The organism is Natrinema sp. SYSU A 869 (genome assembly GCF_019879105.1).
GTDB lineage: Archaea > Halobacteriota > Halobacteria > Halobacteriales > Natrialbaceae > Natrinema.
Genome location: NZ_CP082247.1, coordinates 131,213 through 156,706 on the forward strand (window position 1 = coordinate 131,213; position 25,494 = coordinate 156,706).

The 25,494-nt window shown below is 58.0% G+C and carries 22 protein-coding genes and 2 pseudogenes; 6 read left to right on the top strand and 18 right to left on the bottom strand.

Annotated features, from left to right (window positions below; translation table 11 throughout):
* The first annotated feature begins 112 nt into the window (after positions 1-112).
* Both K6I40_RS00455 and K6I40_RS00460 read left to right on the top strand, forming a co-directional pair.
* Entirely contained in the window at positions 113-1,549 is a 1,437-nt protein-coding gene (locus tag K6I40_RS00455; RefSeq protein WP_222913044.1) for a lamin tail domain-containing protein, read from the top strand.
* The gene (locus tag K6I40_RS00460) at positions 1,549-1,845 is read left to right on the top strand and encodes a DUF3006 domain-containing protein (RefSeq protein ID WP_222913046.1); all 297 of its coding nucleotides are present in this window, start codon (positions 1,549-1,551) and stop codon (positions 1,843-1,845) included. The genes K6I40_RS00455 and K6I40_RS00460 overlap by 1 nt, the downstream gene beginning before the upstream one ends.
* 381 nt (positions 1,846-2,226) lie before the next feature.
* Here the strand turns inward: K6I40_RS00460 and K6I40_RS00465 are convergent, their stop codons facing one another.
* On the bottom strand, positions 2,227-2,499 hold the full coding sequence (locus K6I40_RS00465) for a helix-turn-helix transcriptional regulator (RefSeq protein ID WP_222913047.1): 273 nt from the start codon (positions 2,497-2,499) through the stop codon (positions 2,227-2,229).
* A gap of 392 nt (positions 2,500-2,891) precedes the next feature.
* Positions 2,892-3,185 carry a PadR family transcriptional regulator gene (locus K6I40_RS00470; RefSeq protein WP_222913050.1) on the bottom strand — a complete coding sequence of 98 codons (294 nt, stop codon included), beginning with the start codon at positions 3,183-3,185 and terminating at the stop codon, positions 2,892-2,894.
* A 151-nt stretch (positions 3,186-3,336) separates the two neighbouring features.
* On the opposite strand from K6I40_RS00470, the pseudogene K6I40_RS27550 reads away from it, so the two are divergent.
* A pseudogene (locus K6I40_RS27550) lies at positions 3,337-3,558 on the top strand (IS6 family transposase); the annotation flags it as partial.
* 440 nt (positions 3,559-3,998) lie between these two features.
* Here K6I40_RS27550 and K6I40_RS00475 read toward each other — a convergent pair.
* The 6 genes and pseudogenes from K6I40_RS00475 to dgoD form a co-directional block, all read right to left on the bottom strand.
* On the bottom strand, positions 3,999-4,886 hold the full coding sequence (locus K6I40_RS00475; protein ID WP_222913052.1) for an NAD(P)-dependent oxidoreductase: 888 nt from the start codon (positions 4,884-4,886) through the stop codon (positions 3,999-4,001).
* Between the two features lie 35 nt (positions 4,887-4,921).
* On the bottom strand, positions 4,922-5,866 hold the full coding sequence (locus K6I40_RS00480) for a mannonate dehydratase (protein ID WP_255681396.1): 945 nt from the start codon (positions 5,864-5,866) through the stop codon (positions 4,922-4,924).
* A gap of 64 nt (positions 5,867-5,930) precedes the next feature.
* Entirely contained in the window at positions 5,931-7,154 is a 1,224-nt protein-coding gene (locus K6I40_RS00485) for an AGE family epimerase/isomerase (protein WP_222913053.1), read from the bottom strand.
* A gap of 106 nt (positions 7,155-7,260) precedes the next feature.
* Positions 7,261-8,123 (bottom strand): annotated as a pseudogene (locus K6I40_RS00490) (SMP-30/gluconolactonase/LRE family protein).
* A 171-nt stretch (positions 8,124-8,294) separates the two neighbouring features.
* Complete coding sequence (locus K6I40_RS00495; protein WP_222913056.1) at positions 8,295-9,329, bottom strand: NAD(P)-dependent alcohol dehydrogenase; 1,035 nt, start codon at positions 9,327-9,329, stop codon at positions 8,295-8,297.
* An 83-nt stretch (positions 9,330-9,412) separates the two neighbouring features.
* Positions 9,413-10,564, bottom strand: coding sequence for a galactonate dehydratase (gene dgoD / locus K6I40_RS00500; protein ID WP_222913058.1), 1,152 nt, complete (start codon positions 10,562-10,564; stop codon positions 9,413-9,415).
* Positions 10,565-10,668: 104 nt separating this feature from the next.
* Between dgoD and K6I40_RS00505 the strand changes: the two genes are divergently transcribed.
* The gene (locus K6I40_RS00505) at positions 10,669-11,442 is read left to right on the top strand and encodes a glucose 1-dehydrogenase (RefSeq protein ID WP_222913060.1); all 774 of its coding nucleotides are present in this window, start codon (positions 10,669-10,671) and stop codon (positions 11,440-11,442) included.
* Between the two features lie 29 nt (positions 11,443-11,471).
* Here K6I40_RS00505 and K6I40_RS00510 read toward each other — a convergent pair whose 3' ends face one another.
* From K6I40_RS00510 to K6I40_RS00535, 6 genes are all read right to left on the bottom strand, one after another.
* Positions 11,472-12,932 carry an FGGY-family carbohydrate kinase gene (locus K6I40_RS00510; RefSeq protein ID WP_222913061.1) on the bottom strand — a complete coding sequence of 487 codons (1,461 nt, stop codon included), beginning with the start codon at positions 12,930-12,932 and terminating at the stop codon, positions 11,472-11,474.
* 18 nt (positions 12,933-12,950) lie between these two features.
* Positions 12,951-13,604 carry a class II aldolase/adducin family protein gene (locus K6I40_RS00515; RefSeq protein WP_222913063.1) on the bottom strand — a complete coding sequence of 218 codons (654 nt, stop codon included), beginning with the start codon at positions 13,602-13,604 and terminating at the stop codon, positions 12,951-12,953.
* Between the two features lie 77 nt (positions 13,605-13,681).
* Entirely contained in the window at positions 13,682-14,854 is a 1,173-nt protein-coding gene (locus K6I40_RS00520) for an ABC transporter ATP-binding protein (protein ID WP_222913065.1), read from the bottom strand.
* A gap of 85 nt (positions 14,855-14,939) precedes the next feature.
* Positions 14,940-15,815 carry a carbohydrate ABC transporter permease gene (locus K6I40_RS00525; RefSeq protein ID WP_222913067.1) on the bottom strand — a complete coding sequence of 292 codons (876 nt, stop codon included), beginning with the start codon at positions 15,813-15,815 and terminating at the stop codon, positions 14,940-14,942.
* A complete protein-coding gene (locus K6I40_RS00530) occupies positions 15,815-16,750 on the bottom strand; it encodes a sugar ABC transporter permease (RefSeq protein ID WP_222913069.1) in 936 nt (311 codons plus the stop codon). Before K6I40_RS00530 ends, K6I40_RS00525 begins: the two co-directional genes overlap by 1 nt.
* 15 nt (positions 16,751-16,765) lie before the next feature.
* Positions 16,766-18,160 (bottom strand): sugar ABC transporter substrate-binding protein, encoded by a 1,395-nt coding sequence (locus tag K6I40_RS00535; protein WP_222913071.1) that lies wholly within the window; start codon positions 18,158-18,160, stop codon positions 16,766-16,768.
* A 370-nt stretch (positions 18,161-18,530) separates the two neighbouring features.
* Here K6I40_RS00535 and K6I40_RS00540 point away from each other — a divergent pair, with 370 nt between their 5' ends.
* Together K6I40_RS00540 and K6I40_RS00545 are read left to right on the top strand one after the other, a co-directional pair.
* Positions 18,531-19,565, top strand: coding sequence for a zinc-dependent alcohol dehydrogenase family protein (locus K6I40_RS00540; protein ID WP_222913073.1), 1,035 nt, complete (start codon positions 18,531-18,533; stop codon positions 19,563-19,565).
* 556 nt (positions 19,566-20,121) lie between these two features.
* A complete protein-coding gene (locus tag K6I40_RS00545; protein ID WP_222913075.1) occupies positions 20,122-20,889 on the top strand; it encodes an IclR family transcriptional regulator in 768 nt (255 codons plus the stop codon).
* Between the two features lie 639 nt (positions 20,890-21,528).
* Here the strand turns inward: K6I40_RS00545 and K6I40_RS00550 are convergent.
* From K6I40_RS00550 to K6I40_RS00565, 4 genes are all read right to left on the bottom strand, one after another.
* Complete coding sequence (locus K6I40_RS00550; protein WP_222913077.1) at positions 21,529-22,359, bottom strand: IS5 family transposase; 831 nt, start codon at positions 22,357-22,359, stop codon at positions 21,529-21,531.
* Positions 22,360-23,091: 732 nt separating this feature from the next.
* Positions 23,092-23,604, bottom strand: coding sequence for a hypothetical protein (locus tag K6I40_RS00555; RefSeq protein ID WP_222913081.1), 513 nt, complete (start codon positions 23,602-23,604; stop codon positions 23,092-23,094).
* On the bottom strand, positions 23,605-25,293 hold the full coding sequence (locus tag K6I40_RS00560) for a sodium/proline symporter (RefSeq protein ID WP_222913084.1): 1,689 nt from the start codon (positions 25,291-25,293) through the stop codon (positions 23,605-23,607).
* On the bottom strand, positions 25,283-25,429 hold the full coding sequence (locus tag K6I40_RS00565) for a hypothetical protein (protein WP_222913087.1): 147 nt from the start codon (positions 25,427-25,429) through the stop codon (positions 25,283-25,285). The genes K6I40_RS00560 and K6I40_RS00565 overlap by 11 nt, the downstream gene beginning before the upstream one ends.
* Positions 25,430-25,494: the final 65 nt, after the last annotated feature.

Below are 25,494 nucleotides of genomic sequence, written 5' to 3' on the forward strand. Positions count from 1 at the left end.
TATGTAGCGGATAACCGATACTCGATGAGAGATGTCTCGGTAGTGACCCTATTCTCAAGCTGAGAGTCGAACAGCAAGTACATCTATGGAACTCTATCCTGTTAGTAGTCCCATGACGTGGAGACATCTTTTCAGTATCCTTGCTGTGGTCACCCTCGTCACCCTTGCAGGGTGTGGCGGTGCTATCACTGATGAGGCCACCACGCCGAATGGAACGACTGAACCGACATCAGAGTCCCCGGGTGAAACACAGAACACACTAACAGCGAACTCGAGTGGAACGCTGTCGGTCAATTTCATCAATGTGGGCCAAGGCTCGAGTACGTTGATTGTCGGGCCGACGAACGAGACGATGCTGATCGATTCGGGAGACTGGTCTGACGACGGTGAAGACGTACTGGCTTATCTCGAGAAGCACGACATCGACCGAATTGACTACCTCGTGACGACACACGCCGATGCGGATCACATTGGCGGCCACGAGGCCATCATCGACTACTTCGAGACGGAAGGGGAAGGAGTGGGTGCAGTGTATGACCCTGGGATCACGTCGACGTCCCAGACCTATCAGAGATATCTGGATGCAGTTGAGGAACATGACGTGACGTTGTACGAGACGCGAGCAGGTGACCAGATTCCGTTCGAGGGAGTTGAAACTCAGGTACTTGCGCCACCTGAGGGATATCTTGCGGCCGGTGATCGAAACGAGAACAGTATCGTCGTTCGCCTCGGCTTCGGTCAATCGAGTTTCTTGCTTCCCGGAGATGGAGAGACAGCTAGCGAACAGTTTCTCGTCGACGAATACGGGGCAGTCCTCAATGCGACTGTCTTGAGTGCTAGCCATCACGGCAGTCAATCCAGTTCAGGAAACGAGTTCCTTGACGTCACCGACCCGCGCGTCGCTGTTCTCTCGAGTGCATATGACTCCCAGTACGGCCACCCACACGACGAGGTTCTCCAGCGGTTTTCCCAGCAATCCATTCAGACCTACTGGACGGCAACGCATGGGAACATACAGGTGACGAGCAACGGATCTGCGATCACGGTTGCAACCCAGCATGACGCCCCAACTGCGCCGCTCGAACTTCGAGATGGGGACCCCATTGAACCTGGGATAGATGCTGATCTGCAGCAACGGACCGTCATCCCGGTACATGGGTCGACTGCCATGACTGATGGAGGAACGACGGACGAATCAGCAGAGCCGACAGATCAGGTGGGCACACTGTCTATCGCCACGATCCACGAGGACGCTTCGGCGGACGAGAACGACAATCTGAACGACGAGTACATTGTCTTCGAAAATACGGGCGACCAACCTCTCGAGCTCGGTGGTTGGTCAGTCGCTGATGCGGCAGATCACACGTACACGTTCCCGAGTGGATTTACGCTTGACCCCGGCGCACAGGTCGCCCTTCACACTGGCAGCGGATCGGATTCAGCAACTGATCTCTATTGGGGCTCTGGCCGTGCGATCTGGAACAACAGTGGTGATACCGTTATCGTCCGAGACGACAGCGGAACGATCGTACTTCAGGAGGAATACTAATGCCAACTGATGGAACATACACGGCAGTCGTAGACCGGTTTGAGGACAGTCTCGCAGTGATATTGCTCGAGGACGATGGCGAAACGGTTGGCGAAGTAGTCGTCGATCGCGAGAGACTCCCCGAAGACGGACGTCACGTCAATGCAGTATTGATCGTCGAACTTGAGGATGAGGAAGTAATCGATGTGACATACAAGGAACAGGAGACGGTGGATCGATCGGAGCGGGCCCAACGCCGATTTGACGACCTGTCTCAGCGGCCACCATCAACAGAGGACGAGTCAAACACGTCTTGATCCTTCGGTGACGTTCTCCCCGGCGGAAACGCCGAGGCTTCCCGTACCGTAGGTGGGATATTTGCCGGTCTACGATACGACCTGTTCTCTCGTGCGAAACGTCCCGCTTTCGCGGTCGAACAGGTGTACCGATGGCTGTGTCGTTCGAAAGGCGCTTTGCGCCTTTCGCGATGACGAGAGAGCAAAGCTCTCTCGAACCACCACACAGCCGTTCTCCTATCCGCGCCATGCGGACTCGGAGTTATGAATGGACGTCCTTTATAATCTACTTAAGCGGCTCGAGCGGTCCTTGAAACCGTTAAGTAGTCAGTTTTTGTTCCGTCTGCTTGCCAGTGTTTTCTGACTGCTACTCAAGACAGCAGCGAGTACTGTTCCCGATAGTTAGTCGATATACAGCGCTTTCCACTCTTTTCGGTCCTGGATAGCCCGCTCACCATCTTCTGTAAGTGCGTAATAGTTGGTTCTCCTATCGAGTTGACCCTTTTCGACAAGTTCTTTGTTGACAATAGTATCGAGATTCGGATACAGCCGTCCGTGATTGATCTCGCTACTATAATACTGCTCGATTTCGCCTTTGACATCCTGTCCAGATGGGCGATCAGCGCCAGCGATCACGTATAAGAGGTCTCGTTGAAACCCCGTGAGATCATCCATATCATGTCTTTGTAACTACCATGGTTTTGTTATTCACTCGTAAAGTGGTGTAAGCGTACACAACTGTTCGTTCCTTTATGTCGCTACGCGAATTAGCCAATAGAGTAACGCATCTCTCGTGAGTGTCGGTGAAGACACTACGCTCTTACTCTGAAAGCGACAGTTCAACCTGGTCAAACAAACTTCGGTGCCTACTCGAGCAAATTGAAACGAATGCTTCTCATTCTACGTTCCTTCAGTGGATCAGAACTGTATCTGCTATCCTTTCTACCCACATATTGGACTCGAATAGGACAAGAGCCAACGATACCGGTATTTCGTCGATCAAAGATGATTGGCTTTACGACTGGCAGACATACCACTCGAGTCTGCCGATTATTCTACTCGCTCCGTCACTCAGATTCTGAGGGTAACTCGTCAACGTACTGGTCTTCCCACCCCCGTCGAGCCTCGAGTTCACGGCGGCCACGAGCGGTGACTGTGTAGTAATTCGTTCGCTGGTCGAGTTCGCCTTTCTCGACGAGGCCCTTGTCGACGATTTCATCGAGGTTCGGATAGAGCCGTCCGTGGTGAATCTCTTTCTCGTAATACTCTTCGAGTTCGTCTTTGATTGCGAGTCCGTGTGGATCGTCCTGCCCGGCGATCGTGTATAACAGGTCACGCTGGAAGCCAGTAAGATCGTACATATCGGCATTTCTGTGTATTGACGGATAAGGATTCCGAGAAGAGACGAAAGAAAGGATATAGCGCATGGAGGACGCCTCGGTCATGTAGGCTTCTCCTGACAGGGCCTTACTGAGAGGAATAGCTACGCACTGGTATCGTGTCTGGAAGACTATCACTCAGCTCTACTATCGGTCAGATTGATTAGATTTTGTAGAGCGAGAGTGGACATCACGTCAGCTACTGGAGCTTGGTATTTGACTCCATCTTGCTTTATTATATCTTTTAAATATAGTTCGAGAAATAGAGATGTTTGGTGTCAAAACGTAGTCCCTGATTGGATTTAAGTGTGATCTACAGCCAGCAGTTGACGCAACTCCGAACTACGTTGTGCTTTCAGTCAGGATCAACGGCGACTGGTCTTGGGCGTACGCTACAATAGATTGAGAGTCGAAGCTGATTCTCGATTCGCAGTCTTTGGATGTCGAGGTACCGGTCCAGTTGCCTCGCTCCTGTATCGATTGACCGAGAACCCCCGATCTTTCCGAAACCGTTATTTCTCGTCGATAATTGCGGCTATCTCACTGTTCTCTCTCGGTTAGAGTTGTGCGATCACCTTTATTATTCGAGAATCGTTGCATCGGAAAGTAACATCACACACGCAAGATACAACTGATCGCTTCCACAATTCATGAGTCAGCAGTCGGTCAAGCGCCCGAGTGTGCCTTGAACATTTTATACATTACTATAATACACAACGGCTATATCCATCTTTTAGCGGACAAACGCTAGCAGAGGTGCTAAACTAGTCAGTACCAATGTACTATTCGTGTCTTTTATTCTATATCCCGCCAGCTTCGCTGGGGTTCCCAGTTGAGAAGAGTTGTACTCTTCGAGAGATCGAACAATCCATCATACCCCTCGAGTTCACTGTGATGCTCAGTGTGAGGGAAATACTCGGCGACTAGGTCCTTCGTCGGAGCATCGGCCGCGGTATCTCCCGCGACGGCCCAGAAAGCCTCGTGACCGTCGAAATCAGCTTCAACGGCCTTGCGTGCGACGACGACTGCATCGTCGATATGGAGATACGAGAACAGGACGTCACGACCGGTTGCCGGGTGTACCTCTGAGAGTGCAGCGAGCGAACGGTCGGTATCGATGAAGTGCTCGTGCATTTCTTCCTCGTTCATTACCCACGGGTACCGTAGCGAGGCGATGGTCAGGTCCGTCGAGGGTCGGCGACCGATGCCGTCGGCAGTCACTTCCATCGCGTGTTTGGCGATACCGTATGCATCATCCGGTGTACGGGGATGATTCTCGTCGACAGGGAGATATCGAACGTCGGCGTCTCGCTCTTGGTGTTCGCTCCCAATCGCGTTGATACTAGACGGAAGACAGACGGATTCGAGCCCGAGAGAATCAGCCGCTTCGAGAACGTGACTCGCCGACATCACGCTGCTCTCGTACACTTGGTAGTCGGGATGGTTGTACGGTTCCGGGATGGTACCCATGTGGATCACGGCGTCGGCATCGGTTTTCGCGATGGCGCTATACGTCTCACCGGCATCGAGTAGGTCGGTCGTAATGTAGGTATCCGAGAACTCCTCGCTGCGCTTGCCACGCGAAATATTCGCTGTCTCGTAGCCGCGGTCAGCGAGGTGCTCGAGGACCGCTGACCCGATCTTGCCGTTACCGCCAGTTACTGCGATTGTGTTGAGCGTCATCTGTGTCTGTTTGTATCCACTGTGGTCAGATTCTGTTACTCCAAGAGCCCCTTGATGTAGCCGATGGCGAACAATCGACCCATATCGGTGTAGCCTGCCATCGCGTCTTCACGGTCTTCCTCACCGACCATTCGAGGCACGTGGTCGGGGCGGATCGGCCCGTCGAAGCCCGCCTCTTGATACGCCTCGATGGCGGCTTTCATGTCGGTCGGTCCCTCGTCGTGCCAGGTTTCGACGAAGTTCCGGTCGTCTCCCTCAACGTCACGGAAGTGGACGAAATGAATCCGATCACCGAATTCGCGAATCGTCTCGGGAATGTCTGCCTCCATCGCGGAGAAGTTCCCCTGACAGAACGTCACGCCATGACGCGGACTATCGTACATCTCGAGGATACGTCGGTAGTCGTCGACGGACGTGACGATGCGGGGAACGCCTCGGACCGGCGAAGTCGGGGGATCATCCGGGTGGAGCGCAAGGTTCACACCAGCTTCCTCCGCGACCGGGACGATTCGATCGAGGAAGTACTGGAGGTTGTCCCATAACTCCTCCTCGGTGATGTCCGCAGCCTCGTGGTCGGGAGCGCGCTCCATCCATTCGTGGTCGTAGCCGATACGTTGGGAGTCTCCTCGGCCGGGCAGTGAATCTGACGTACGGATTACGCCGAGAGGATTCTCGGTCCACACCCAGCAATAGGTGTCGATGTCGAGTCTCCCCATGTTTCGAATCAGTGTTTTGACGGTCGCGATCTCCTCGTCGCGCCCCTCTTTTCCGAGCACGGTCCTTTCCATCGGTGGGCGATCCTCGACGACATCGAGCGAGAAACCGTGGTCGGCAAAGCGGTTTCTCGTACGCATCAGCGTCTCGTATTCCCACCACCTGTCGACACCCCAGAACCGGACGACGGCCGTATTGAGGCCGAGTTGTTTCGCAATCGTCCAGCGACGGTCCGGTTTGGGGGGCAACATGACTGTTGGGTCCATTACATCCGAGTCACCGCTGTCCATCCTCATTGATATTACGGAGTCAGTCGTAGAGGACGAGTCGTTACTCACGGTCGCTCACCCTTCGTGCGGAGCGCCAACCCTCGTAGTACGCACTCGCTGGATGGTAGTCGGGTTCGACGACGGGAAGATCCGGCTCAACGGGGTTGCCACCGTCTTCAGGGGCAAGCCGTTTTTCATACCAGACTCCGTCAGGGCCGCAATATTCGTCGACACGATCGACTAGCCGCCGCTCCCAGCGACGAAGGCGGTCGACCTCGTCATCGTGGCCGTACGCATCGGCTCGTTCAGCGAGGACAGCGGATGCGCCGATAGCTTCCGCGAGCGCCCAGCCGTACTGATCGGGAACGATGGCGTCTCCATCAGCGTTGACGGTGTACGCGAATCCTGATTCAGTCCATCCGAGTTCGATTGCGGTGTCGAATAGCGCTAACGCGCGAGCGAACCATCCCTCGTCGGGTACGGTTTCCGTGTCTCCCTCGTCGTAGCGGTCGAGCAGCGCGAGGAACTTCGCCCACTCGACGTGATGGCCGGGCTGGTAGCCTGGTGGGCGGAACTGGTGACGGGGTTCGTCTGCGTTGTACTCGAAGTCATGCTCCCACTCGTCCGTGTAGTGTTCCCAGAGCAGTCCGTCAGTTTCGGCCGCGAGTTCAACCGTGATTACATTGGCGAGATGGCGCGTCCGTTCAAGGTACCGTTCATCATCGGTTGCCTCATAGGCGGCCAGATACGCCTCGCAAGCGTGCATGTTGGCGTTCTGTCCACGGTAGGCTTCTCGTTCAGTCCAGTCGACGTCGCAGTCGCTGCGGAGCATACCGGCGTCGTCCCGGAAGCGTCTCTCAAGGAGTTCGTGGGTTGCCTCGAGGTCGGCCGCAGCACCCTCGATACCGGCGGCCGTCGCACGGGCGTATGCGAGGAGCACGAACGCATGCCCGTATGCGGAGCGGGTTCGGTCGAGCGGTTCGCCTTCGCCGTCGACGATGAGGTGGTATCCGTTGCCGTCGTCGGCACCGTGCCCGTCGCGGAGGAATTCGATACCGTGTTGGGCTGCGTCGACGCACCAATCCGGCCCATCAACGAGGGCTCCCGCCGAAAAGTTCGCTATCGATCGGCAAGTCGCGACGAGATGTCGACGGTGGTCGGTGTACGGCTCGCCTGTCATCGGGTGTAGTAATCGGAAGCCGCGGTCGGCCAGGGCATCAGGGTACTGAATCCTAAGCGTCGTGAGGAGTCCTGCCCGCCGTTCCTCAGCTATACTCGTTTCCATACGATTGAATTACAATGATGCGAGTAAAAGCTATGGGTTCATTCAAGAGCGGCGGCCGTCTACTAATTCCAGAAACCACTCCGGTTTCGCACAAATCGGTACGCTCTCAGACGATTCGCGACCGGAACTCGGGGACGCCACTCGAATCCACATCGGGAACGCGGAACAACGCACCCGCGCCGTCACCCTCCGTCGATCTATCCCCATCAGTGAGGGCAGTAGTCACGTAGAGGTCAGTGTACTCCGGCCCACCGAACGTGACGGACGACACTTTCCGTGCTGGGAACTCGATCTCGGACACTGTCTCTCCGTCCGGGGCATGTCGAACGGCTCTGTTCCCGTTCCAGCGTACCGACCACACGTGGTCGTTCGCATCGACGGTCATCCCATCCGGTACGCTGCCGTCTTCGGCTGTCTCACGAAATGTTCGCTTGGTAGATAGTTCTCCCGTCGCTCGGTCGTAATCGAAAGTGTAGATCCGACGTGCCTCGGACTCAGTAAAGAAGAACGTCTCCAGGTCTCGGGAAAACCCCATCCCGTTCGGAATGTCAACGTCTTCAACGACGACAGTCGAAGTGCCATCAGTGTCGAGACGATACAGATCTCCGAGGTCCCCGTCCCCGGCATCGTTCCACAGAAGACCCGTCCTTCCGGGTCAGCAATAACGTCATTAAATCGCGTGTCAGCGTCGATCTCCGCTACAACGCTCGTTTCGTCGGCACCAGGGACCAGCCGTTCGACGGTTCGGTATGTAAAGAGGAGGAGTGACCCGTCGGCTTCGATCGTGTATCCTCCGATCGGATCGCCGTTCGTCTCGTAGGTTAGCTCGTACTCGTCGGTCGCGGGATCGAACGTGAATAGTTGACCGGCAGGGATATCGACCCAGTAGAGTCGTTCCTCGGTCGGGTGCCACAGTGGCCCCTCTCCGGTGTGATTTCGGGTGTCAGCGACGCGTGTTGGGTGAGCCATGACAGGTATTTTTCACTCGCATACTTAATATCTGGTGTTGGATTCGGACTCCACGTCCAGCGGTGAGAGCCGCAGTTCATTACTGCGACCATGATTCTCGCCCGCCTCGCAAGTGCTACAATCGAGACTGTGGTTCAGAAGATCGATTTCTGCGACGCCGCCAACGGACGCTCACGCATCGTCGACGGAGATCATCCCTTTGACGACGGTCGGTTCCGTGGCCCGGGTGAACGCATCGTCGACCGCCGACAGCGAGGACTCGAAGTCGACGATCCCCCCGACGTCAACGACATCATCGGCCAGCAGGTCAACGGCCGCAGCGTAGGTGTTCTTGTACCGGAAGGATCCGTGGACGTCCAGTTCGTTGTCGATCACGTCGAGGAAGTCAAACGGAACGTTCGCCTCGTCGGCCAATCCGACTAGCACGATAGTACCACCGCGCCGAATGCCATCTAACGTCGATTCGATCGACGACTTTGCGCCGGAGGCTTCGACCACGACGTCAGCACCGACACCGTCAGTGTACTCATCGACGGCCGTTTCGACCTCGGTCTCCATGACGTTTATTGTAAGGTCGACGCCGCGTTCGCGGGCGAACTCGAGTTTCTCCGAGACGACATCGGTTATGATCACGTCGGTCGCTCCGGCGGCACGAGCAGCTTCGGCGACCATTAGTCCGATCGGTCCCGCACCGGTGACGAGAACGGTGTCGCCGGTTCCGACATCGCCGCGACGACAGGCGTGAATACCGACCGAAAGCGGTTCGCACAGCGCCCCTTCGACGGTGGAGACGTTCTCGGGGAGTTCGTAGGCAAAGTCGGCCGGCCAAGACACGTACTCAGCGAATGCGCCGTCGTGTGGCGGGGTCGCCATGAACACCACGTCCTCACAGAGGTGGTAGTCGCCGTGCTTGCAGTGCTCACAGCGCCGACACGGGACACCGGGTTCCAGAGCGACGCGGTCTCCGGGCTCGAGATCGGTGACGTTCTCACCGACCTCAACGATCTCGCCAGCGCTCTCGTGGCCGAGGACGAGCGGCTCCTCGACGACGTAGTCACCGATACGACCGTGTTCGTAGTAGTGAACGTCTGATCCACAGATACCGACGTCGCGTATCGCGACGAGTACGTCGTTTGGCCCGGGTGTTGGGCGGTCACGTTCCTGCAGCTCAAACTCCATCGGTTCGACTAACACAGCGGTTCGCATGCGTGACGGTTCGACTATCGATTACTAAAGTGTACGGGTCGCTGGCCTCGCGATGGGCATTCCGTCCGCGTCGAAGTGGGTGATCACCACTCGGCGATGCTGCCGTCCTCGTGGTGCCAGACTGGATTATACCAGTTGACTTCGGTCTGGGCTTGCTTACGAACGTAGCTTTCGTCTATCTCGATCCCGAGACCGGGACCCGTCGGCCGCTCGATGTAGCCATTCTGGAACCTGAACGTCTCCGGATCCTCGAGCAGTGCCAGGCGTTGGCTCGACTCGGGCGCTTCCACGCCGAGGTCCTGCTCCTGCATGACGACGTTCTGCGAGCAGAACCCGACTTGAAGGCTGGCGGCAAAGGCGATTGGCCCGATCGGACAGTGTGGGACGACGGCCACGTCGAACGCCTCGGCCAACGAGGCGATCTTCCGCAGTTCGCTGATGCCACCGACGTGAGTGACATCCGGTTGGATGACGGAGACGGCGTTGTCGACGAACAGTTGCTTGAACTCGTATCGAGAGTAGAGCCGCTCGCCGACGGCGATGGGAACGGTCGTTCGGTCGCTTATCGCGGCGAACGAATCGGTATGTTCCGGGAGGAGCGGCTGGTCGATGAACATCAGGTCGTACGGTTCGAGCCGCTGGACGAGTTCGACGGCCATCGGCTTCGAGACGCGACCGTGGAAGTCGACACCGAGAAACGCCTCGTCGCCGATGGCGTCCCGGACTGCCGCTACCCGTTCGACGGCGAGGTCGACGGCGGCGGCCGTCTCCAGCGGCCGGAAATCCTGAACAAAGTTGAGTTTGAACGCGCGGTACCCCTGCTCGTAGTCGTCACGAGCGGCCGTCGCGATGTCTTCCGGACACTCGCCACCGAGCCACTGGTAGACGAGCATCCGATCGCGGACGTGACCGCCGAGCAGTTCGTGGACCGGCGCGTCGTAATGTCGCCCCTTGATATCCCAGAGGGCATGGTCGATGCCCGCCAGCGCGCTCATCAGTATCGGACCGCCCCGGAAGTAGCCGCCCTGATAGAGCTTCCGCCAGTGGTACTCCGTCCGGAGCGGGTCTTCCCCGAGGAGGTACCGCTCTATCAGTTCGCTGACCGCCGTCCGGACCGTCTCGAGCCGCCCCTGAATGATCGGCTCTCCCCATCCGACGACCCCGTCGTCGGTCTCTATCTTCAGCAGTAACCACCGCGGGGGAACGGCGAACAGTTCGTAGTCCGTGATTTGCATAGCCGTGTTAACTGAGACCGTTCACTTGAATGGCCGGGATCACACCGTCGTGTTCCGATGTCACATGGGTTTAAATTCAGCGGGCACAACAGTACGGGTGTACCATGAGCGTACTGGAGAGTTTCTCCCTCGAGGGAGAGACGGCTATCGTCACCGGTGCAGCACAGGGACTCGGCAGAGAGATGGCGACCGCCCTCGCAGAAATGGGGGCCGACGTGGCTATTGCCGATATGAACTCATCGAAAGCGACGAAGACCGCAACGGAACTCGACGGCGAAACGGACGTGATCGCTGTCGACGTCGACGTGACTGATGAGGCCTCGGTCGAGTCGATGGTCGAGACAGTAACGGACCGACTGGGTTCGGTCGATGTGCTCGTCAATAACGCGGGCATTGTCGAGAACTCGCCGGCCGAAGAGACGTCGATTGACTCCTGGCGGCAGGTCCTCGCGGTCAACCTCGACGGCGTCTTCCTCTGTGCCAAACACGTTGGTCAGCGGATGTTAGAGCGGGGAGAGGGCAAGATCGTTAACGTCTCGTCGATGTCCGGCTTCGACGTCAACGTTCCGCAGAAACAGGCCAGCTATAATACGACCAAAGCCGGCGTTTCGATGCTCACGAAGTCACTGGCAGTCGAGTGGGCCGACCGCGGCGTCCAGGTCAACGCCATTGCACCCGGCTACATGCGGACCGAACTCGTCGACGCGGTACTCGAGGAGAACCCGGAGATGGAGGCAACCTGGATGGAGAATACGCCGATGGGTCGGCTCGGCCGGCCGGAGGAACTGCGAGAACTGGTCGTCTACCTCGCTTCGGACGCCTCGTCGTACATGACCGGCTCGACGGTCGTGATGGACGGCGGATACACGTCGCGGTAGTCGACGAAAGGAACGGCCCTGCCGGAGAATCAGTCCGTCGGAAGGTCCCGCATCTTGTTTTTCTCCCTGTCCCAGCCGCCCGCGCCGGCAGGCTCGTAGGTCGTGGGTTCGAACGACGCCCGGATCAGACGACGGCCCGCCTCGATATCGGAGAGTGTCCCGACCGCAATCGCCTGAGTCAGGAGGTTTCCGACGGCAGTCGCTTCGACTGGGCCGGCGGTCACCGTTCGGTCGGTGGCATCGGCCAGGAGTTGGCAGAACAGCTCGTTGCGGACGCCGCCGCCTCCGAGCGCGATCCGCGTCGGCGTCTCGTCGACGGCCGTGGCCAACTGATCCAGCACCAGCGCCGTCTTCGTCACAAGACTGTCCAGCAGACAGCGGACGACGCCGCCCTGTCCGGTCGGGACCGGTTGATCTGTGCGACGACAGTACGATCGTACCTGCTCGGGCATCGACCCCTCTATCGAAAAGGCGTCGGCGTCCGGGTCGACGAGTGCCGCCCGCGGTGGTGCACGCCGGGCCGCTGACAAGAGGTGTTCGTAGTCGGTCGGCTCGCGGGCCTCACGCCACGCCGACCGGCACTCCTCCAGCAGAAAGAACCCGTTGACGTTTTTCAACAGCCGGACGGTATCGTCCACGCCGAGTTCGTTCGAGAGCGAGTGCTCGAAGGCCGCGGTCGTCCGGACCGGCTCGTCGCGCTCGACGCCAAGGATGAACCACGAGCCCGTGTTGAGAAACGCTGCATCGTCGGTCAGTGGAAGGCCGGCGACGGCCGCCGCGGTGTCGTGGCTTGCTGGCGCGAGGAGTTCGGGCGGTGCATCAGGGTCCGGTGCGACGCGCTCATCGACAGTTCCCAGCCGTTCGCCGGGTTCAGCGAGTGAGGGGAGGAGATCGGTCGGAAGCCCCAGTTCCTCGAGCAAGTCAATCGCCCAGGTACGGCTCTCCGGGTCGACCATCTGCGTGGTCGAGGCAACCGTCACCTCGCCGATCGGCCGACCGCCCACCAAGAGCGAGAGGAGCTGTGGTATCATGAGCAGTTCGTCGGCCCGCTCGAGGAGTTCGGGGTCGTACTCGGCGATCGTATGGAGTTGCCACAGCGCGTTCGGCGTGTTCCAGTTCGCGATGCCAGTGGCCTCGAACAGCCGTCGTTTCCCCGCAACGTCGAACAGTTCCTCGCAGGTTGCCGCCGCCTCGGGATCGCGGTACGAGGTCGGGGCTCGAAGGAGCTCACCGTCTTCCAGGAGCCCGAAGTCCAGTCCCCAGGTATCTATCCCGACCGTGTCGAGGCCGTCGGTGTGATCGGCAGCGGCATCGAGTCCGGCCGTGATGTGATCGACGAGCGTGTCGAGGTCCCAGACGTATCTCCCGTCGCGATCGATGGGACGGTTGTCGAACCGGTAGACCTCTTCGACGGTGAACGACGACGAGGTCACGCTCCCGAGGAACACTGTCCCGCCGCTGGCACCGAGGTCGATGGCGACGTGGTTCATTGGATCAGCCGTCGGTACTCACTGCCCATAGCTATCGAGTTTGTCGCTCAGTCGGTCGATCTCGTCGTCCGGAAGGATCTCAGGGTCGCCGATCGAGCGGGCCTGATAGTGGATGCGGGCGCAGTACTCCACCATCAGCGCGACGGTGTAGGCGTCCTCCAGCGAATCGTCCGCGGTCAACACGCCGTGGTTGCGAAGCAGCGTCGCGTTGAACGACTCTTCGAGCGCGTCGACCGCCGCCTCACCCAGTTCCGCGGTCGCGTGAGTGCAGTACTCCGCGACCGGTACCTCGGACCCGGTAAACGAGATGAGGTAGTGGGAGGCCGGTATCGGCTCACCGAGCGAGGCGAACGTCGTCGCGTACGGCGAGTGGGTGTGGACGACGCCGCCGACCTCGGGCCGCTCGCGGTAGACGGCCAAGTGCATCGGGAGTTCAGTCGAGGGATCGACATCGCCGGAGACGACCGTGCCGTCCGTGTTGACGACCGGGACATCCGCTGGTTCGATATCCTCGTAGGGGATCCCTGACGGACTGATCGCGATATGGTTCTCGTCGAGTCTGGCGCTGAGGTTGCCGCCGGTACCGGTCGTCAAGTCGTCCTCGAGCAGCCCGCGGCCATACTCGCAAATGTCGCTACGCGTTTCGTGATGTGGAATGGCTTCGTCTGTCATGTATCGTGGTAGGTGTGTTGTCGGTTGTCAATCTGTCGTTCGGGGAGAGTGAAGCGGTGCCAGCTATCGACCCCTCGTCACTCTGCGAGGTTGTTGACGGTCTGCTTTCGCTCCCGAAGTGCGACTTCTGCCCCTTCGTCGAGTTGGCGCTGGTGGATCGTCTCACCATCGCCTGCGTTGAACAAGTGGACTGTCCGGTGGGGGACCTCTACGTAGACGTGTTGCCCCTCGGTGATCGGATACTGATCATCCGTTTCGACGATAAACGTCTGGTCGCTTGTCTGGTCTTGGGCGCGCAGGTAGACGTATGAGATGCTCCCCATCGGTTCAACGACGTCGACGACGGCCTCGAACTCGTGACTCGAGCCGCCTCTCTCGTGGAGCGTTACATCCTCAGGCCTGATGCCCAGCACGAGCTCCTCGCGATCGCCGATCGCTGACTGCATTTGCTCTGTCAGATCGTAGTCGAAGCCGTCGGCCCGAAACGTGCTGCCCTCGACGCGGCCGTCGAAGAAGTTCATCGAGGGAGAGCCGAGGAATCCGGCGACGAACTGGTTGGTTGGGCGGTAGAAACACTCCAGTGGCGTGCCGACCTGCTGGATCTCTCCGTGATTGAGGACGACGAGTCGATCGCCCATCGTCATCGCCTCTGTCTGATCGTGGGTCACGTACAGCGTCGTCACGTCGAGCTCGTTCTGGAGCCGATTGATCTCGGTTCGCATCTCCGTTCGGAGCTTCGCGTCGAGGTTGCTGAGCGGTTCATCCATCAAGAAGATGTCCGGGTCGCGGACGATAGCCCGTCCCAACGCCACGCGCTGTTGCTGACCACCGGACATTTCTCCAGGCGTGTTTTCTAGCAACTGGTCGATCCCCATCGTCTCGGCCGTCTCATGGACGCGGTCCTCGATCTCGTCGGAAGACAGTTCCGTCGACATCTTGAGACCGAACGACATGTTCTCTTCGACCGTCATGTTCGGGTACAGCGCATAGTTCTGGAACACCATCGCGATGTTCCGTGCCCGCGGGCTGAGTTCGTTGACGATGGTATCGCCGATAACGACGTCACCCTCTGTCTGTTCCTCCAGGCCGGCGACGATCCGCAGGAGTGTCGACTTGCCGCTCCCGGACGGACCGACGAAGATCACGAATTCGCCGTCGTCGATATGCAGCGAAACGTCGTCGACGGCAATGATATCATTCTCACCGGCCCCGTACGATTTCGTTACGTCGTCGATGTCGATTCGTGACATTATTCTGTCTTGATAGTGCAGCTGGTTAGCCCCGCTACGCGGGCGTAATTTGGCATCGATACGGTCGATCGCGTCCGTCGAATCCTCATTCTTTGACCACCACGCCGAAGCTGAGTCCGGCAGCAAGGTATTTATTCACCGCAATGACGAACACCACGACGGGAAGAATCGTTGCGGTCGTCGCCGCTGCGAGCATCCCCCATTCGATCTGGCGCACGCCGATGAACTGATAGACCTGCATCGTCACTGTCGTGGCATTGTTGTTCGTCAGTACTAGTGAGAACAGCAATTCGATCCAAGCGAAGATGAAGCTGATTATCGCTACCGAGAAGATACCGGGTTTGGCCGCCGGCAGAATTACCTTCCGGAAGGCTTGGAACTGCGTCGCACCGTCGACGCGTGCGGCCTCTTCTAACGTCTCTGGAATGCCGTCAAAGAAGGCCTTCATTACCCAGACCACCACCGAGATATTGATCGTAATATACATGAAGATCATCCCGATTCGAGTGTCATAGAGGTTCAACGCTCGGAAGATGACGAAGAAGGGGATGACGACGGCGACCGGTGGGAGCATCCGTGATGAGAGAATCCAGACGAGTACGTCCCGCTGTTTCGGGATGTCGTACCGCGACAGAACGTACGCAGCCGGGACGCCGATCAACAAGACGAGTATCACTGACGTACTGACCATAAAGACGCTGTTGGCGAACGCAGCGATGAAACTCGACTGTTGGAGCAGTTGCATGTAGTTGTACACCGTCGGCAGGAAGATCCAGTCCGGCGGGAGCGAGATCGCTTCGCTCGGAGGCTTGAGCGACATGGAGACGACCCAGTACAGCGGGAAGAGGACGACGAAGGACCACGCGAGCAATGCGGCGTGTCGTCCCACCGAAACAAGACGCTCTCGGTTGGTCTTCGACATCCGGCGTTCCGGTTCCTTCGGACTATCGGTGGTCGCCATTATTCCCACACCCCCTCGAAACCGATCTTGATGATCAAGATGTTACACAGGGCGACGATCCCAATGAGGTACACGACCGCGATGGCGCTAGCTGCGCCGAGGTCAACGAACGTAAACCCAGTCTGGAAGATGTTGATGCTCACCAGTTCCGTCTCAGTACCGGGGCCACCGCTCGTCAGACTAAACACCAGTCCGAAGGTTCTGAACAGATCGATCAGTCGGATGAGGATGGCGACGAACAACACCGGCTTCATGTACGGAATGATGACGTGGACGTAGCGTCGCCACAGTGGCGCTCCGTCGACGCGCGCTGCCTCGAGCAGCGTATCGGGAACCGACGACATGCCGGCGTAGAAGATGATGAACATGAACGGCGTCCAGTTCCACGTATCAACGAGGATCACCGTCAACAGTGGCAGATCGCTGAGGAAGTTCGGAGCCACGAACGGCGTATACTGGGTTATCATGTACGGGATTACGCCGACCTCGGAGTTCAACATGATCCGACTGATCGTTGCGAGCGAGACCGGTGCGACTGCCATCGGGAGGATGAACGCGATGCGGTAGAACGTCTTCATCCGGTCGGATTTGACGCCGGTCACGAGCGCCGCGAGCAAGAACCCAAGGCCGGTTTCGAAGGCAAGTGCACCGACAACGAACAGTATCGTGATGGTGAACGAGTTGACCGCGCCACCGCTGGTGAAGGCAGTCTGGAAGTTCTCCAGCCCGTTGAACTGACCTATCGCCGTCGGATCGGTGAGCTTGTACTTGACGAGGCTCAAGTACAGGTCGTAGATGCCCGGAAAAACGGTGATCAACAGCATCACGAGCACCATGGGCGTCATGAACCAGTACGGTAGGTAGGCGTTCCACAGATCACGTAGCCTCACTAGTGCCGACGGTTCGGAGTTCGTTGATTGTGTTTGTGTACTCATTTGATTTCCCCGAAATTACTCGCCGGCGACATCTTCCGCTGCAGTCGCGCTATTAGTCATCGCTTCCTCGACGCTCTGATTGCCGGCGATGGCGGTCTGGATCTCCTCGGAATAGGTCTGTCCCCACTCAGGGTACTGGCTGTCGAACGGGTCCGGTGCGGTCGCCTGCAGCGACTCCAGTGTGACCTGTGCGAAGTCCTCACCGACTCGAGAACGGAACTCGTCGTTCTCCCAGACGGACTGTCGCACCGAGAACGCCGCACCGTTATTCAGGTGCATCCAGGTGGTGGTTGGCTCTGACGACGCCCACAGCATGAACAGGAACGCTTCCGCGGAGTTATCGGCGTTCTTCGAGGTCGAAATCTGCCACGCGTAGGAGTTCGGTGCGAACTCGCCGTCGGCAGGTGCCGGGGCCTTCGCAATCCCGATGTTGTCGGCCGCGTCCGACGCTTCCGGATCGGTCAGGTCGGGCCAGAACAGGTTCGCGTCGGAGACGATGTGACCGGCGTTCCCGGACTGCATCATTGAGAGCACGTCCGACCACGTCTGGCTAGAGGCTCCTCCGGGACCGTAGTCTTGGAGCAGGCTTGCGTACCACTCCGCGGCTGTGATCGCCCTCTCCGCGTCCAGTCCCGAGTTGGTGGGGTAGTTATCCCACAGCTGGCCACCGTGTTCACGGATGAACGAGTTGAGGATGTAAATATTCATCCCGTACCCCTTCTGACCGCGACCGGCAGTCCCGACGACATCAGACTCGTTTTCGTGGATCGTCTGGGCGTTCGAGACGAACTCGTCGAGTGTTTCGGCGACCTCCAATCCGTATTCCTCGTAGAGGTCCGTTCGGTAGAACTGCGTCAGAACCTCCACGGTGATTGGGATACCTGTCCACGTATCGCTGTAGCCACCGCCGTGTGCCTGCCAGCGTGTAGCCTCGAAGAGGTCGTCCATCGCGTACCAGTCCTCGTCATACATGCTGTCGTCGTCGAAGTACGAGTCGAGCGGTTGGAGCCACCCCGCCTCGCGGAATTGGTTGACGACCTGGTCGACGAAGAACACATCCCACTCGCCAGCACCGGTGCTGATGTCGGTGAGTCGCTTGGTTCGAAACTCCTGTTCGGGCAGGATGTTCCACCGGACATCGATTCCGGTCAGTTCCTCAAAGACGGGGATCGCGGGTTCGATGGCGGCGACCCATGGATGCTGGACGGCCCCGATGTCGATCGTCGAGCCCTCGAACTGCTGCCAATCGATGTCGGCTTCCTCGTAGTCGTCGACGGGGAGGTCGACATCCTCGAGACTGGCCTCGCTATCACTACCGCCTCGCGTACAACCCGCGAGACCGCCGAGCAGTCCGACACCTGTTGCTTTGATAAAGTTACGCCTGTTCCGTCCGCTGCGTTTGCTAGCCATATTTGCCGACCTCGTGGCTTACCGAATTACCCCTCAATAATAAAGGTATTTATCGATCAATTGTATTATATATCGGCTGGAGAAACAGGTGAAATGGACATATCATCGTCTCTCCGACCCATATGGCGCAGAATACGGCCACGAAGGCGTGACAAGTTTTAATAGAGGGTCCGAGAATATCTGCCCAGAGGAAGTTGCACGAGAACGGTGTGCGGCCGCGCTCGGCATACGTCCTCGTGTTGGCACTGTCCGAACGATATCGACGGTGTCGACACCGACAGAAGTCACAAACCATGAGAATGAGATACTGCACGCGGTACGTGAGTCGAATCGCATCGATGACTGGCTATTGGAGAGGATATTGATAACAATGAACACAAGCACACTGACAGACGTTGGGTCGGTCGAGGTACGGGAGCGTGACCGGCCGGTTCCGGCCGACAACGAGTTACTGGTTCAGGTCGGCGCTTGCGGCGTCTGTATGACTGACTATCACATGTATCATGGCTCGTTTGCCGCGGAGACGCCACTCGTGTTAGGCCATGAAAGCGCCGGGACAGTCGCTGAGGTCGGTGAAGACGTTACCGGGTACGAGACTGGTGATCGGGTCGCGATCAACCCGACTATTCCGTGTAACGCCTGTACGTACTGCAAGCGCGGCGAGACTCACCTCTGTGAGAACAACACGAGCATCGGTGGGGCTGCCGACAGCGTCATCGACGGTGCATTCGCCGAGTACGTTCGAGTCCCGCAGACAAACGTCGAAGCGATCGGTGATATGTCGTTCGAGCGAGCAGCACTGGCCGAACCGTTGGCCTGCTGTCTCCATGGACTCGATCAGGTCGACTGTGATCCGGGTGACAGCGTCGCTATCATCGGCGCGGGTCCGATCGGGCTGCTCTTGCTTCAGGTATTTCGAAGCGTCGGTGCCGCACCGGTTATCGTCTCGGAACTCGACGAAACGCGGCGTGAAATCGCATCGGAACTCGGTGCGGATGCTGTTATCGACCCCGAGGACACCGATGACCCGGTCACAGCTATCCAGACGGCCGCGGGCGGACCCGTCGACGTCGGCGTTGAGGCCATCGGGCTCGTCCCGACAATTGAACAGGCCAACGCAGTGACCGCGAAGGGCGGGTCGACGCTCATTTTCGGCGTTCCAGACCAGGACGATACGCTGGAAATCAGCCCCTTCGATGTCTTCTTCGACGAGGTAGGCTATCAGGGTTCATACTCGCTGACGACCGAGGATTTCGAGCGAGCGGTCATACTACTCGAAAATGGGCGGATCGAGGCAGACCCTCTCATTACCGATCGAATTAGTCTCGAAGACCTGCCGACAGCGTTCGACCGTATGGAGAACGGCGACGGGCTGAAACACGTCGTCATTCCCGATTCGAAGTGAATGACCGATTCGAACCGCTGCCACTACCCCCGAAACGCGGTTGTCCTCGTACCGGACCGAAAGAGGAGATGAGAGCCGTCGAGGGGTCCACAGACCCCTAGACGAGACTGACGGCAGTACTTTCGTACGGTCCCTTCTCATCGCGGTATCAGTGTCGACGAGGCATCGAGACAATGCTCCGGATGAGACGGTTTCCGCCTGGCCCTCCACTGAGTCGGAATTCGTATCGGTCTCCTGCCAGTGGACAGAGCAATCAATGTCGCACTCTGAAAGCAGCGTTTCCGGCATCAAAGGGGTTTGAGCCGCTCGTTACTGGACCAGGACGTTCCTGACGACCTTCCATCAGTACTTTTCGTCCGTACTCAGTGTTCTCGATCTCGGACAGCTTTCCGTTCTGCAGAAATGAACAGGAAGTTTACGACAGACTTGAATCTAATATTTGCATCTGTCTAAAAGATCATTGCATACTCTTGGGGTGTCAAACTGTGACTGGCCCCGAATTCGTTCTGCTGTCGTGAACAGAGTTTTATCCACCGACAGTGTAGGCAGAGTTAGAATGAGTGAGACACCGCAGTACGCGGTCGATGCGACGGGAACGTCACTTGCTATACTCGAGACTCTCGTCGAGGCACCCGAACCGATGGGCGTCACGGCGCTCTCCGAGCAGGCCGATGTTGCGAAGAGCGTCGCCCACAACCACCTTTCAACGCTCCGTGCACATGGATATGTGGTCAAGCACGGAGGACAGTACGAACCGTCACTGGGAATGCTGTCACTCGGGGAACGAACCCGCAGCGACCTGCCGATCTACCGGAACGCGAAAGAAGCGGTCGACAATCTGGCGGCGGCGACCGGCGAGACGACGTCACTGTTTATCAGGGAAGAAAAGTACGCTGTACCGGTGTATGTCGCTGAGGGCGGTATGGACTGGACTCCCCGATTTCGAGCCGGTGACCGGATACCACTTCACGTCAATGCTCCGGGGAAGTGCCTCATGGCATCGTTGTCGGACGAGACACTCGAGTCAATCCTCGAAGGTGATGATCGCGAAGCGTTTACAGATGCAACGATCACCGATCCCGAGGAGCTCGTGGCGGAGATTCGGCGAATCCGTGACGATGGTATCGCGTTCTGCAGAGGTGAACACCACGAAGGGATCGTCGGTATTGCAGCCATGATCCCATCGACGAGCGGCTGTCGAGCCGCCGCCCTCGGCGTCTCCGGTCCTGTCGATCGATTAAATGGAAGATATCTCGAGGAGGATGTTACGGGACAGGTACTGAGCACGACGAAATCGATTCAGGTATCGCTCACTGGGAACTGACATCGAGTTAGCAAATGCGCAGATTTACAAATATATGGGCGTAATCTAATACGGAAGGACGTACCGGCCTTCGATCACTTTCAGACAGTTCGCGTCAGTCACATACCGTGTACAGCAACGCGTCACCAGAATCTCTACCCACTCTTCGCTTCGATTCGTGAATACAACTTTCGGACCGCTTCTTCGATAGTATCCAAGAAGCGAGCGGCGTCGGCAAATCCTCGTCGGTACCATTACTTCGCCGGCCCGGGTGTCCACTGTGCGGTGTTAGATGGACGTGTTTCTCGTCGGGGGCTAGTGTACTTTCTCACAGAGCCGTCTCATGACCTGGCGAGCGCTGTCCATCTTGGTCGAGGGTGGGGCCAGCTTATACTCTCGAAGTGCTTTGAATACCTGTCGTTGACCAGTGAGTCCACCGACGGACGTCTCGATTTCGCCTGCTGATCGGTCGTGCTCTTTTTGCAGTCCCGTATGAAACGCCTCGCACATCGTCGGGAGGTGAACCGTTGGAACCACTGGCCAATCATCCCCTGATAGATCAAATGTTTCGTATCACGACATTATATTTATTGCTTCCGTTGTCAGTGATCAATCAAACTGATCCATCGGCTGTGTTGAATCGCTGTAAGGCGGTGGATTTCACTGTTTGACGGCCTGCTTGATGTTATAGACGACACACATTAAGGCGATTTCACGGAACTCTCGATACCAGGTACGCGCTCGCACGGCGTAGCCGAGCGAGCGCTTAACGGCTGAGTTGACAGTTTCGGTCATTGACCGCTGAGCGTACCGATCTTCGTCAATACGGGCGTTATGTGCGTGATCGTACGGAGCGAAGATCCGGTGTTTGATCAGTGGGCGAATGTCGAGTTCACGCAGTCGTTCTCGGAGTTGTTGCTTGTCATAGCCTTTGTCAGCAGCAAGTGACCGCAGATCGCCCGCGTTCCGGCGGGCGATCTGCTCGGCGAGGTCTGCGTCGCTTCCTTCTAACGTCGTCGAACAGTGGAGATCAAGAACGGCTTGCGTTGCTGTATCGACGAGTTTTGTGACTTTGAGCGTTTGAACACGGTAATTCGTTCGTTGGCAGTAGTGGCGGCTCGCACGATCTCGTTCGTAGAATGTCGCGTCGATAGCAGCGTGTTCGGATAGATCGTGTAGCTGCGCCGACTGGCGCAGCAACACTCGACAGACGCGCATACTGATCCGGTCCAACACCTTACATAACGTGGATGGCGAGGGGAGATCGGCCGCGCTGAGGCCGATCTCCCCGGTTATTTGTGGCATTTCCTTGAGCAAGTCAATCGTCATCCGGTAGGACGTATCAAGGTAAATCCGCAGACAATGGAGGGAAACAAGTGCATAGTCGGCGAATCCGCCGCCTCCTTCCGGGGCGGCGGATTCGTCTCCATCACCAGTAACGCTTTGAGCGACCGGAACAACTTCCCCAATGAAGCGGGAGATTTGCGTCATAGACACTCGCAGCCTCCCGCTTCATCACCTTTGATTTAGCGACCTATCCCGCCGCCATCTAGCGATTCAACACAGCCGATCCATCTCTTCATAGGAACACCCATCCTATCCTCGAGCGAAATATCGTTCATCTGAGATCGTTCCGTCGGTTGTCCGTTGATCTGTGACGATTTCGCTGCTACGGACACCGAAATAGAGCGGACAGAAACGAGTACTCGATTGCGAAACTCGTGGATCGCGTCAAACTCCTTCTCATCGACAGTATCGTTTGCTTGTTCGTCGATGTACCGCGTGATCTGTACTGGTTCCCATCGGTCCACGCCTTTGGATACCGGCTCTCGTCCGTCGCTTTCGGGAAACGATTTCTTCGTCACGGTCCGGGTATAGTTTTCCTCGGGGAGCCCATCGCGAACACGCCAGCCGATGGCGGTGTTGACCTGTGCGTAGTACGCCCGAACTGTCCCCGGTGCGACCTCTCTCGTGAGTTCGCTCGTCCCGTCGAAACGTTCGCTCGTCCAAGTTGTCGAACGTCTCGCTCGAGTCAGAATCTGTCTGGAACCACTCGAGAACACCCGCCCAAATTGACGTAATCGATTGGCGCTTACTGCAGGGAGTCCATTGGTGATTGGTCGTACCTGTCCTCGATAGTGGCCGGTTCTCGGGTGCATACTCAACTCGCGGGGGCTATCGTCGCGAGTGGCAGCTTGCTGTGGCCAGTGAACTCGAGTACCCTCACTCCACCAGCGGCGACTCGGTACCGCGGACGCTGTCGACGATGACGTCGCCGTCAGGCCGGGACGCGATCCAGAACAGTTTGTGGGCGTCGATCGACTGTTCGAAGGTTAGGTCCGGCGTGGAGCCGACGGCGGTTTTCCGGAGCGTCCACGTAAACACTGCGTCTTCGGCCTTCTCACGAACCTGTGCATCCGAGAGTTCGGACGGAACGACGAGTACGTCGTCAAGCGTTTTCGTGACGGTCTCTGGAACCACGTCGGCACGAACAGCGAGCCGACGGGAGCGGTCAACGCTGACGACGTATTCGATATCGCGGTTTGCGATTATCGGTCGGTCGATCGTTACAACTGCGTCGTAGATGCGATACGGATATGCGACAGCGCCGACGCGACCGGTCGAGTCGATATCCTCGCGCGTAACTGTCGGTTCGATTATAGTCAGGTCCGTCCGCTGACGGGACCTGTTCGTGAGTTCCGCGGATTCGGCTTGTTGTCGACGCGTATCGCTCATTTATTCGTCACCCGTCTCCCAGTAGTCGCTGGCCGTAACGTGTGCACGAATGTTGTCAGTTTCTGTGACTGCCTTGGGATCGACATCACGACCCCCGTCGGTCACGTACTCGGGCGTTCCCGTTGGATCGTCACTGCTCGAGAGGGCCGAGAGTGGTTTGTCGAAAGATTGGAAATGATCGTCGACGCCCTCGGGCGGCTTCGTCAGGAGTGAGACGACGATGAGCGTTGTCGTCGAGAGGATGAACGCTGGGAAGAGGCCGTAGACACCGACCAGTCCAGTGAGGAATGCCGAGCCCTCGACTGCACCCATGAGTCCGAGCACCTCGAGAAGGGTCGATAGCTGAATCCACAGGACCATCGTCAGGGTGCCAACGATCATACTCGCGACTGATCCCGTTGCAGTGATCCGTTTCCACCACAGCGACGCGATGAGCGTCGGTCCGATGGCTGCGCCGAGGCCACCCCAGGCATAGTCGAGAACGAGCGTGTAAATGGGCGTGTTCTGTGCGAAGTACGCAAAGGCGACGCTCGCTGCTCCGAGCCCGAGCGTGACGTACTGGGAGTATCGGACCAGCGTCTCTTGACTCGCGTCCGGGTTGATGTAGCCGTGGTAGACGTCCTCGACGATAGCACTCGTCGCGACGAGCAGTTGCGAGTCGGCACTGGACATCATCGCAGCGAGTGCGGCCGCCAGGATGATCCCCGCGATCGCACCGGGGAAGAACTCGAGCGTGAGCAACGGCATGACGTTGTTCGGGTCCTCGATGCCGCTCTGGCCGAAGACGACCAGTGCGTACAGCCCGACGAAACCGGCACCGATGTAAGCGACGAACATGAACAGCTGGGCGACGAGCGCCGCGAGACGGATGTTCTTGACTTCATCGATCCCCATGAACCGGACCATCACGTGTGGGTTCCCGGGGATGCCGAGCCCGATCGCGGCGTAGCTGATGATCCCGAAGATGGCGGCCCAGCCGGACATCCCGGCCGTGACGCTCGTGTACGAACTTCCGATGGACTCGAGTTCACCGAACGGGAGCCCGTAGTTGGTGAACGCGATGATCGGGAGGATGATAAACGCGATCAGGATGATCGCGCCTTGTACGTAGTCGGACCACGCGACGGCGAAGTAGCCGCCGAGCATGGTGTAACCGACGACGATGACGCCGCCCACGAGGATCCCAATCAGCGACGAGACGCCAGTGAGCACCTCCAGCAGCGTCCCGGCGGCGACGATCTGTGCGCCCACGTATCCGCCCTCGAAAATCATTAGGACGATCGCGGAGACGCCTTTGACGTACCCGGTATCGTCTTGCAGACGCGTCTCGAAGAAGGTCGGCAGTGTAACCGCCTTCACGATCTCCGTGTACTTCCGGAGGCGCTTTGCGATCCCGGCCCACGCAAACAGGTCGGCGGGGATCATTCCAAGCCCGTTGTAGAAGGCCATCACACCGGTTCCGAAGGCATCGCTCGGGACACCGAGCGTGAGCCAACCGCTCATCTCGGAGGCGCGTTCGGAAAAGCCTGTGACGACCGGGCCGATACTGCGCCCGCCGATGACGTAGTCGTCGACGGAGTCCATGAGTTGGGAGGAGTACAGCCCGATACCGAGGAGGACGAGGAGATAGACCGCAAACGTCCCGAGAACCCAGATTCCGGCCGAACCGGCGAGCCCCTCATTGACCATGCTCTGCCTCCTGGTAGCGGTTGCGTATCTTTTCTTCCCGTTTCCCTTCCCACACGTAGTATACGCCGAGCATCACGAGATACACGACGAACGGTCCGAATAACCAGACCAATTCAATCGATCCACTCTCTGGCATACTGCCATGTGATTACCATCCACACATAAATATATCGGAATTCGACGTCTACTCTGGTATCGAAT

Coding starts and splice junctions, on each gene's coding strand:
- K6I40_RS00455 (WP_222913044.1), top strand. CDS start 113: ATGACGTGGAGACATCTTTTCAGTATCCTTGCTGTGGTCACCCTCGTC.
- K6I40_RS00460 (WP_222913046.1), top strand. CDS start 1,549: ATGCCAACTGATGGAACATACACGGCAGTCGTAGACCGGTTTGAGGAC.
- K6I40_RS00465 (WP_222913047.1), bottom strand. CDS start 2,499: ATGGATGATCTCACGGGGTTTCAACGAGACCTCTTATACGTGATCGCT.
- K6I40_RS00470 (WP_222913050.1), bottom strand. CDS start 3,185: ATGTACGATCTTACTGGCTTCCAGCGTGACCTGTTATACACGATCGCC.
- K6I40_RS00475 (WP_222913052.1), bottom strand. CDS start 4,886: ATGACGCTCAACACAATCGCAGTAACTGGCGGTAACGGCAAGATCGGG.
- K6I40_RS00480 (WP_255681396.1), bottom strand. CDS start 5,866: ATGGACCCAACAGTCATGTTGCCCCCCAAACCGGACCGTCGCTGGACG.
- K6I40_RS00485 (WP_222913053.1), bottom strand. CDS start 7,154: ATGGAAACGAGTATAGCTGAGGAACGGCGGGCAGGACTCCTCACGACG.
- K6I40_RS00495 (WP_222913056.1), bottom strand. CDS start 9,329: ATGCGAACCGCTGTGTTAGTCGAACCGATGGAGTTTGAGCTGCAGGAA.
- dgoD (WP_222913058.1), bottom strand. CDS start 10,564: ATGCAAATCACGGACTACGAACTGTTCGCCGTTCCCCCGCGGTGGTTA.
- K6I40_RS00505 (WP_222913060.1), top strand. CDS start 10,669: ATGAGCGTACTGGAGAGTTTCTCCCTCGAGGGAGAGACGGCTATCGTC.
- K6I40_RS00510 (WP_222913061.1), bottom strand. CDS start 12,932: ATGAACCACGTCGCCATCGACCTCGGTGCCAGCGGCGGGACAGTGTTC.
- K6I40_RS00515 (WP_222913063.1), bottom strand. CDS start 13,604: ATGACAGACGAAGCCATTCCACATCACGAAACGCGTAGCGACATTTGC.
- K6I40_RS00520 (WP_222913065.1), bottom strand. CDS start 14,854: ATGTCACGAATCGACATCGACGACGTAACGAAATCGTACGGGGCCGGT.
- K6I40_RS00525 (WP_222913067.1), bottom strand. CDS start 15,815: ATGGCGACCACCGATAGTCCGAAGGAACCGGAACGCCGGATGTCGAAG.
- K6I40_RS00530 (WP_222913069.1), bottom strand. CDS start 16,750: ATGAGTACACAAACACAATCAACGAACTCCGAACCGTCGGCACTAGTG.
- K6I40_RS00535 (WP_222913071.1), bottom strand. CDS start 18,160: ATGGCTAGCAAACGCAGCGGACGGAACAGGCGTAACTTTATCAAAGCA.
- K6I40_RS00540 (WP_222913073.1), top strand. CDS start 18,531: ATGAACACAAGCACACTGACAGACGTTGGGTCGGTCGAGGTACGGGAG.
- K6I40_RS00545 (WP_222913075.1), top strand. CDS start 20,122: ATGAGTGAGACACCGCAGTACGCGGTCGATGCGACGGGAACGTCACTT.
- K6I40_RS00550 (WP_222913077.1), bottom strand. CDS start 22,359: ATGACGCAAATCTCCCGCTTCATTGGGGAAGTTGTTCCGGTCGCTCAA.
- K6I40_RS00555 (WP_222913081.1), bottom strand. CDS start 23,604: ATGAGCGATACGCGTCGACAACAAGCCGAATCCGCGGAACTCACGAAC.
- K6I40_RS00560 (WP_222913084.1), bottom strand. CDS start 25,293: ATGGTCAATGAGGGGCTCGCCGGTTCGGCCGGAATCTGGGTTCTCGGG.
- K6I40_RS00565 (WP_222913087.1), bottom strand. CDS start 25,429: ATGCCAGAGAGTGGATCGATTGAATTGGTCTGGTTATTCGGACCGTTC.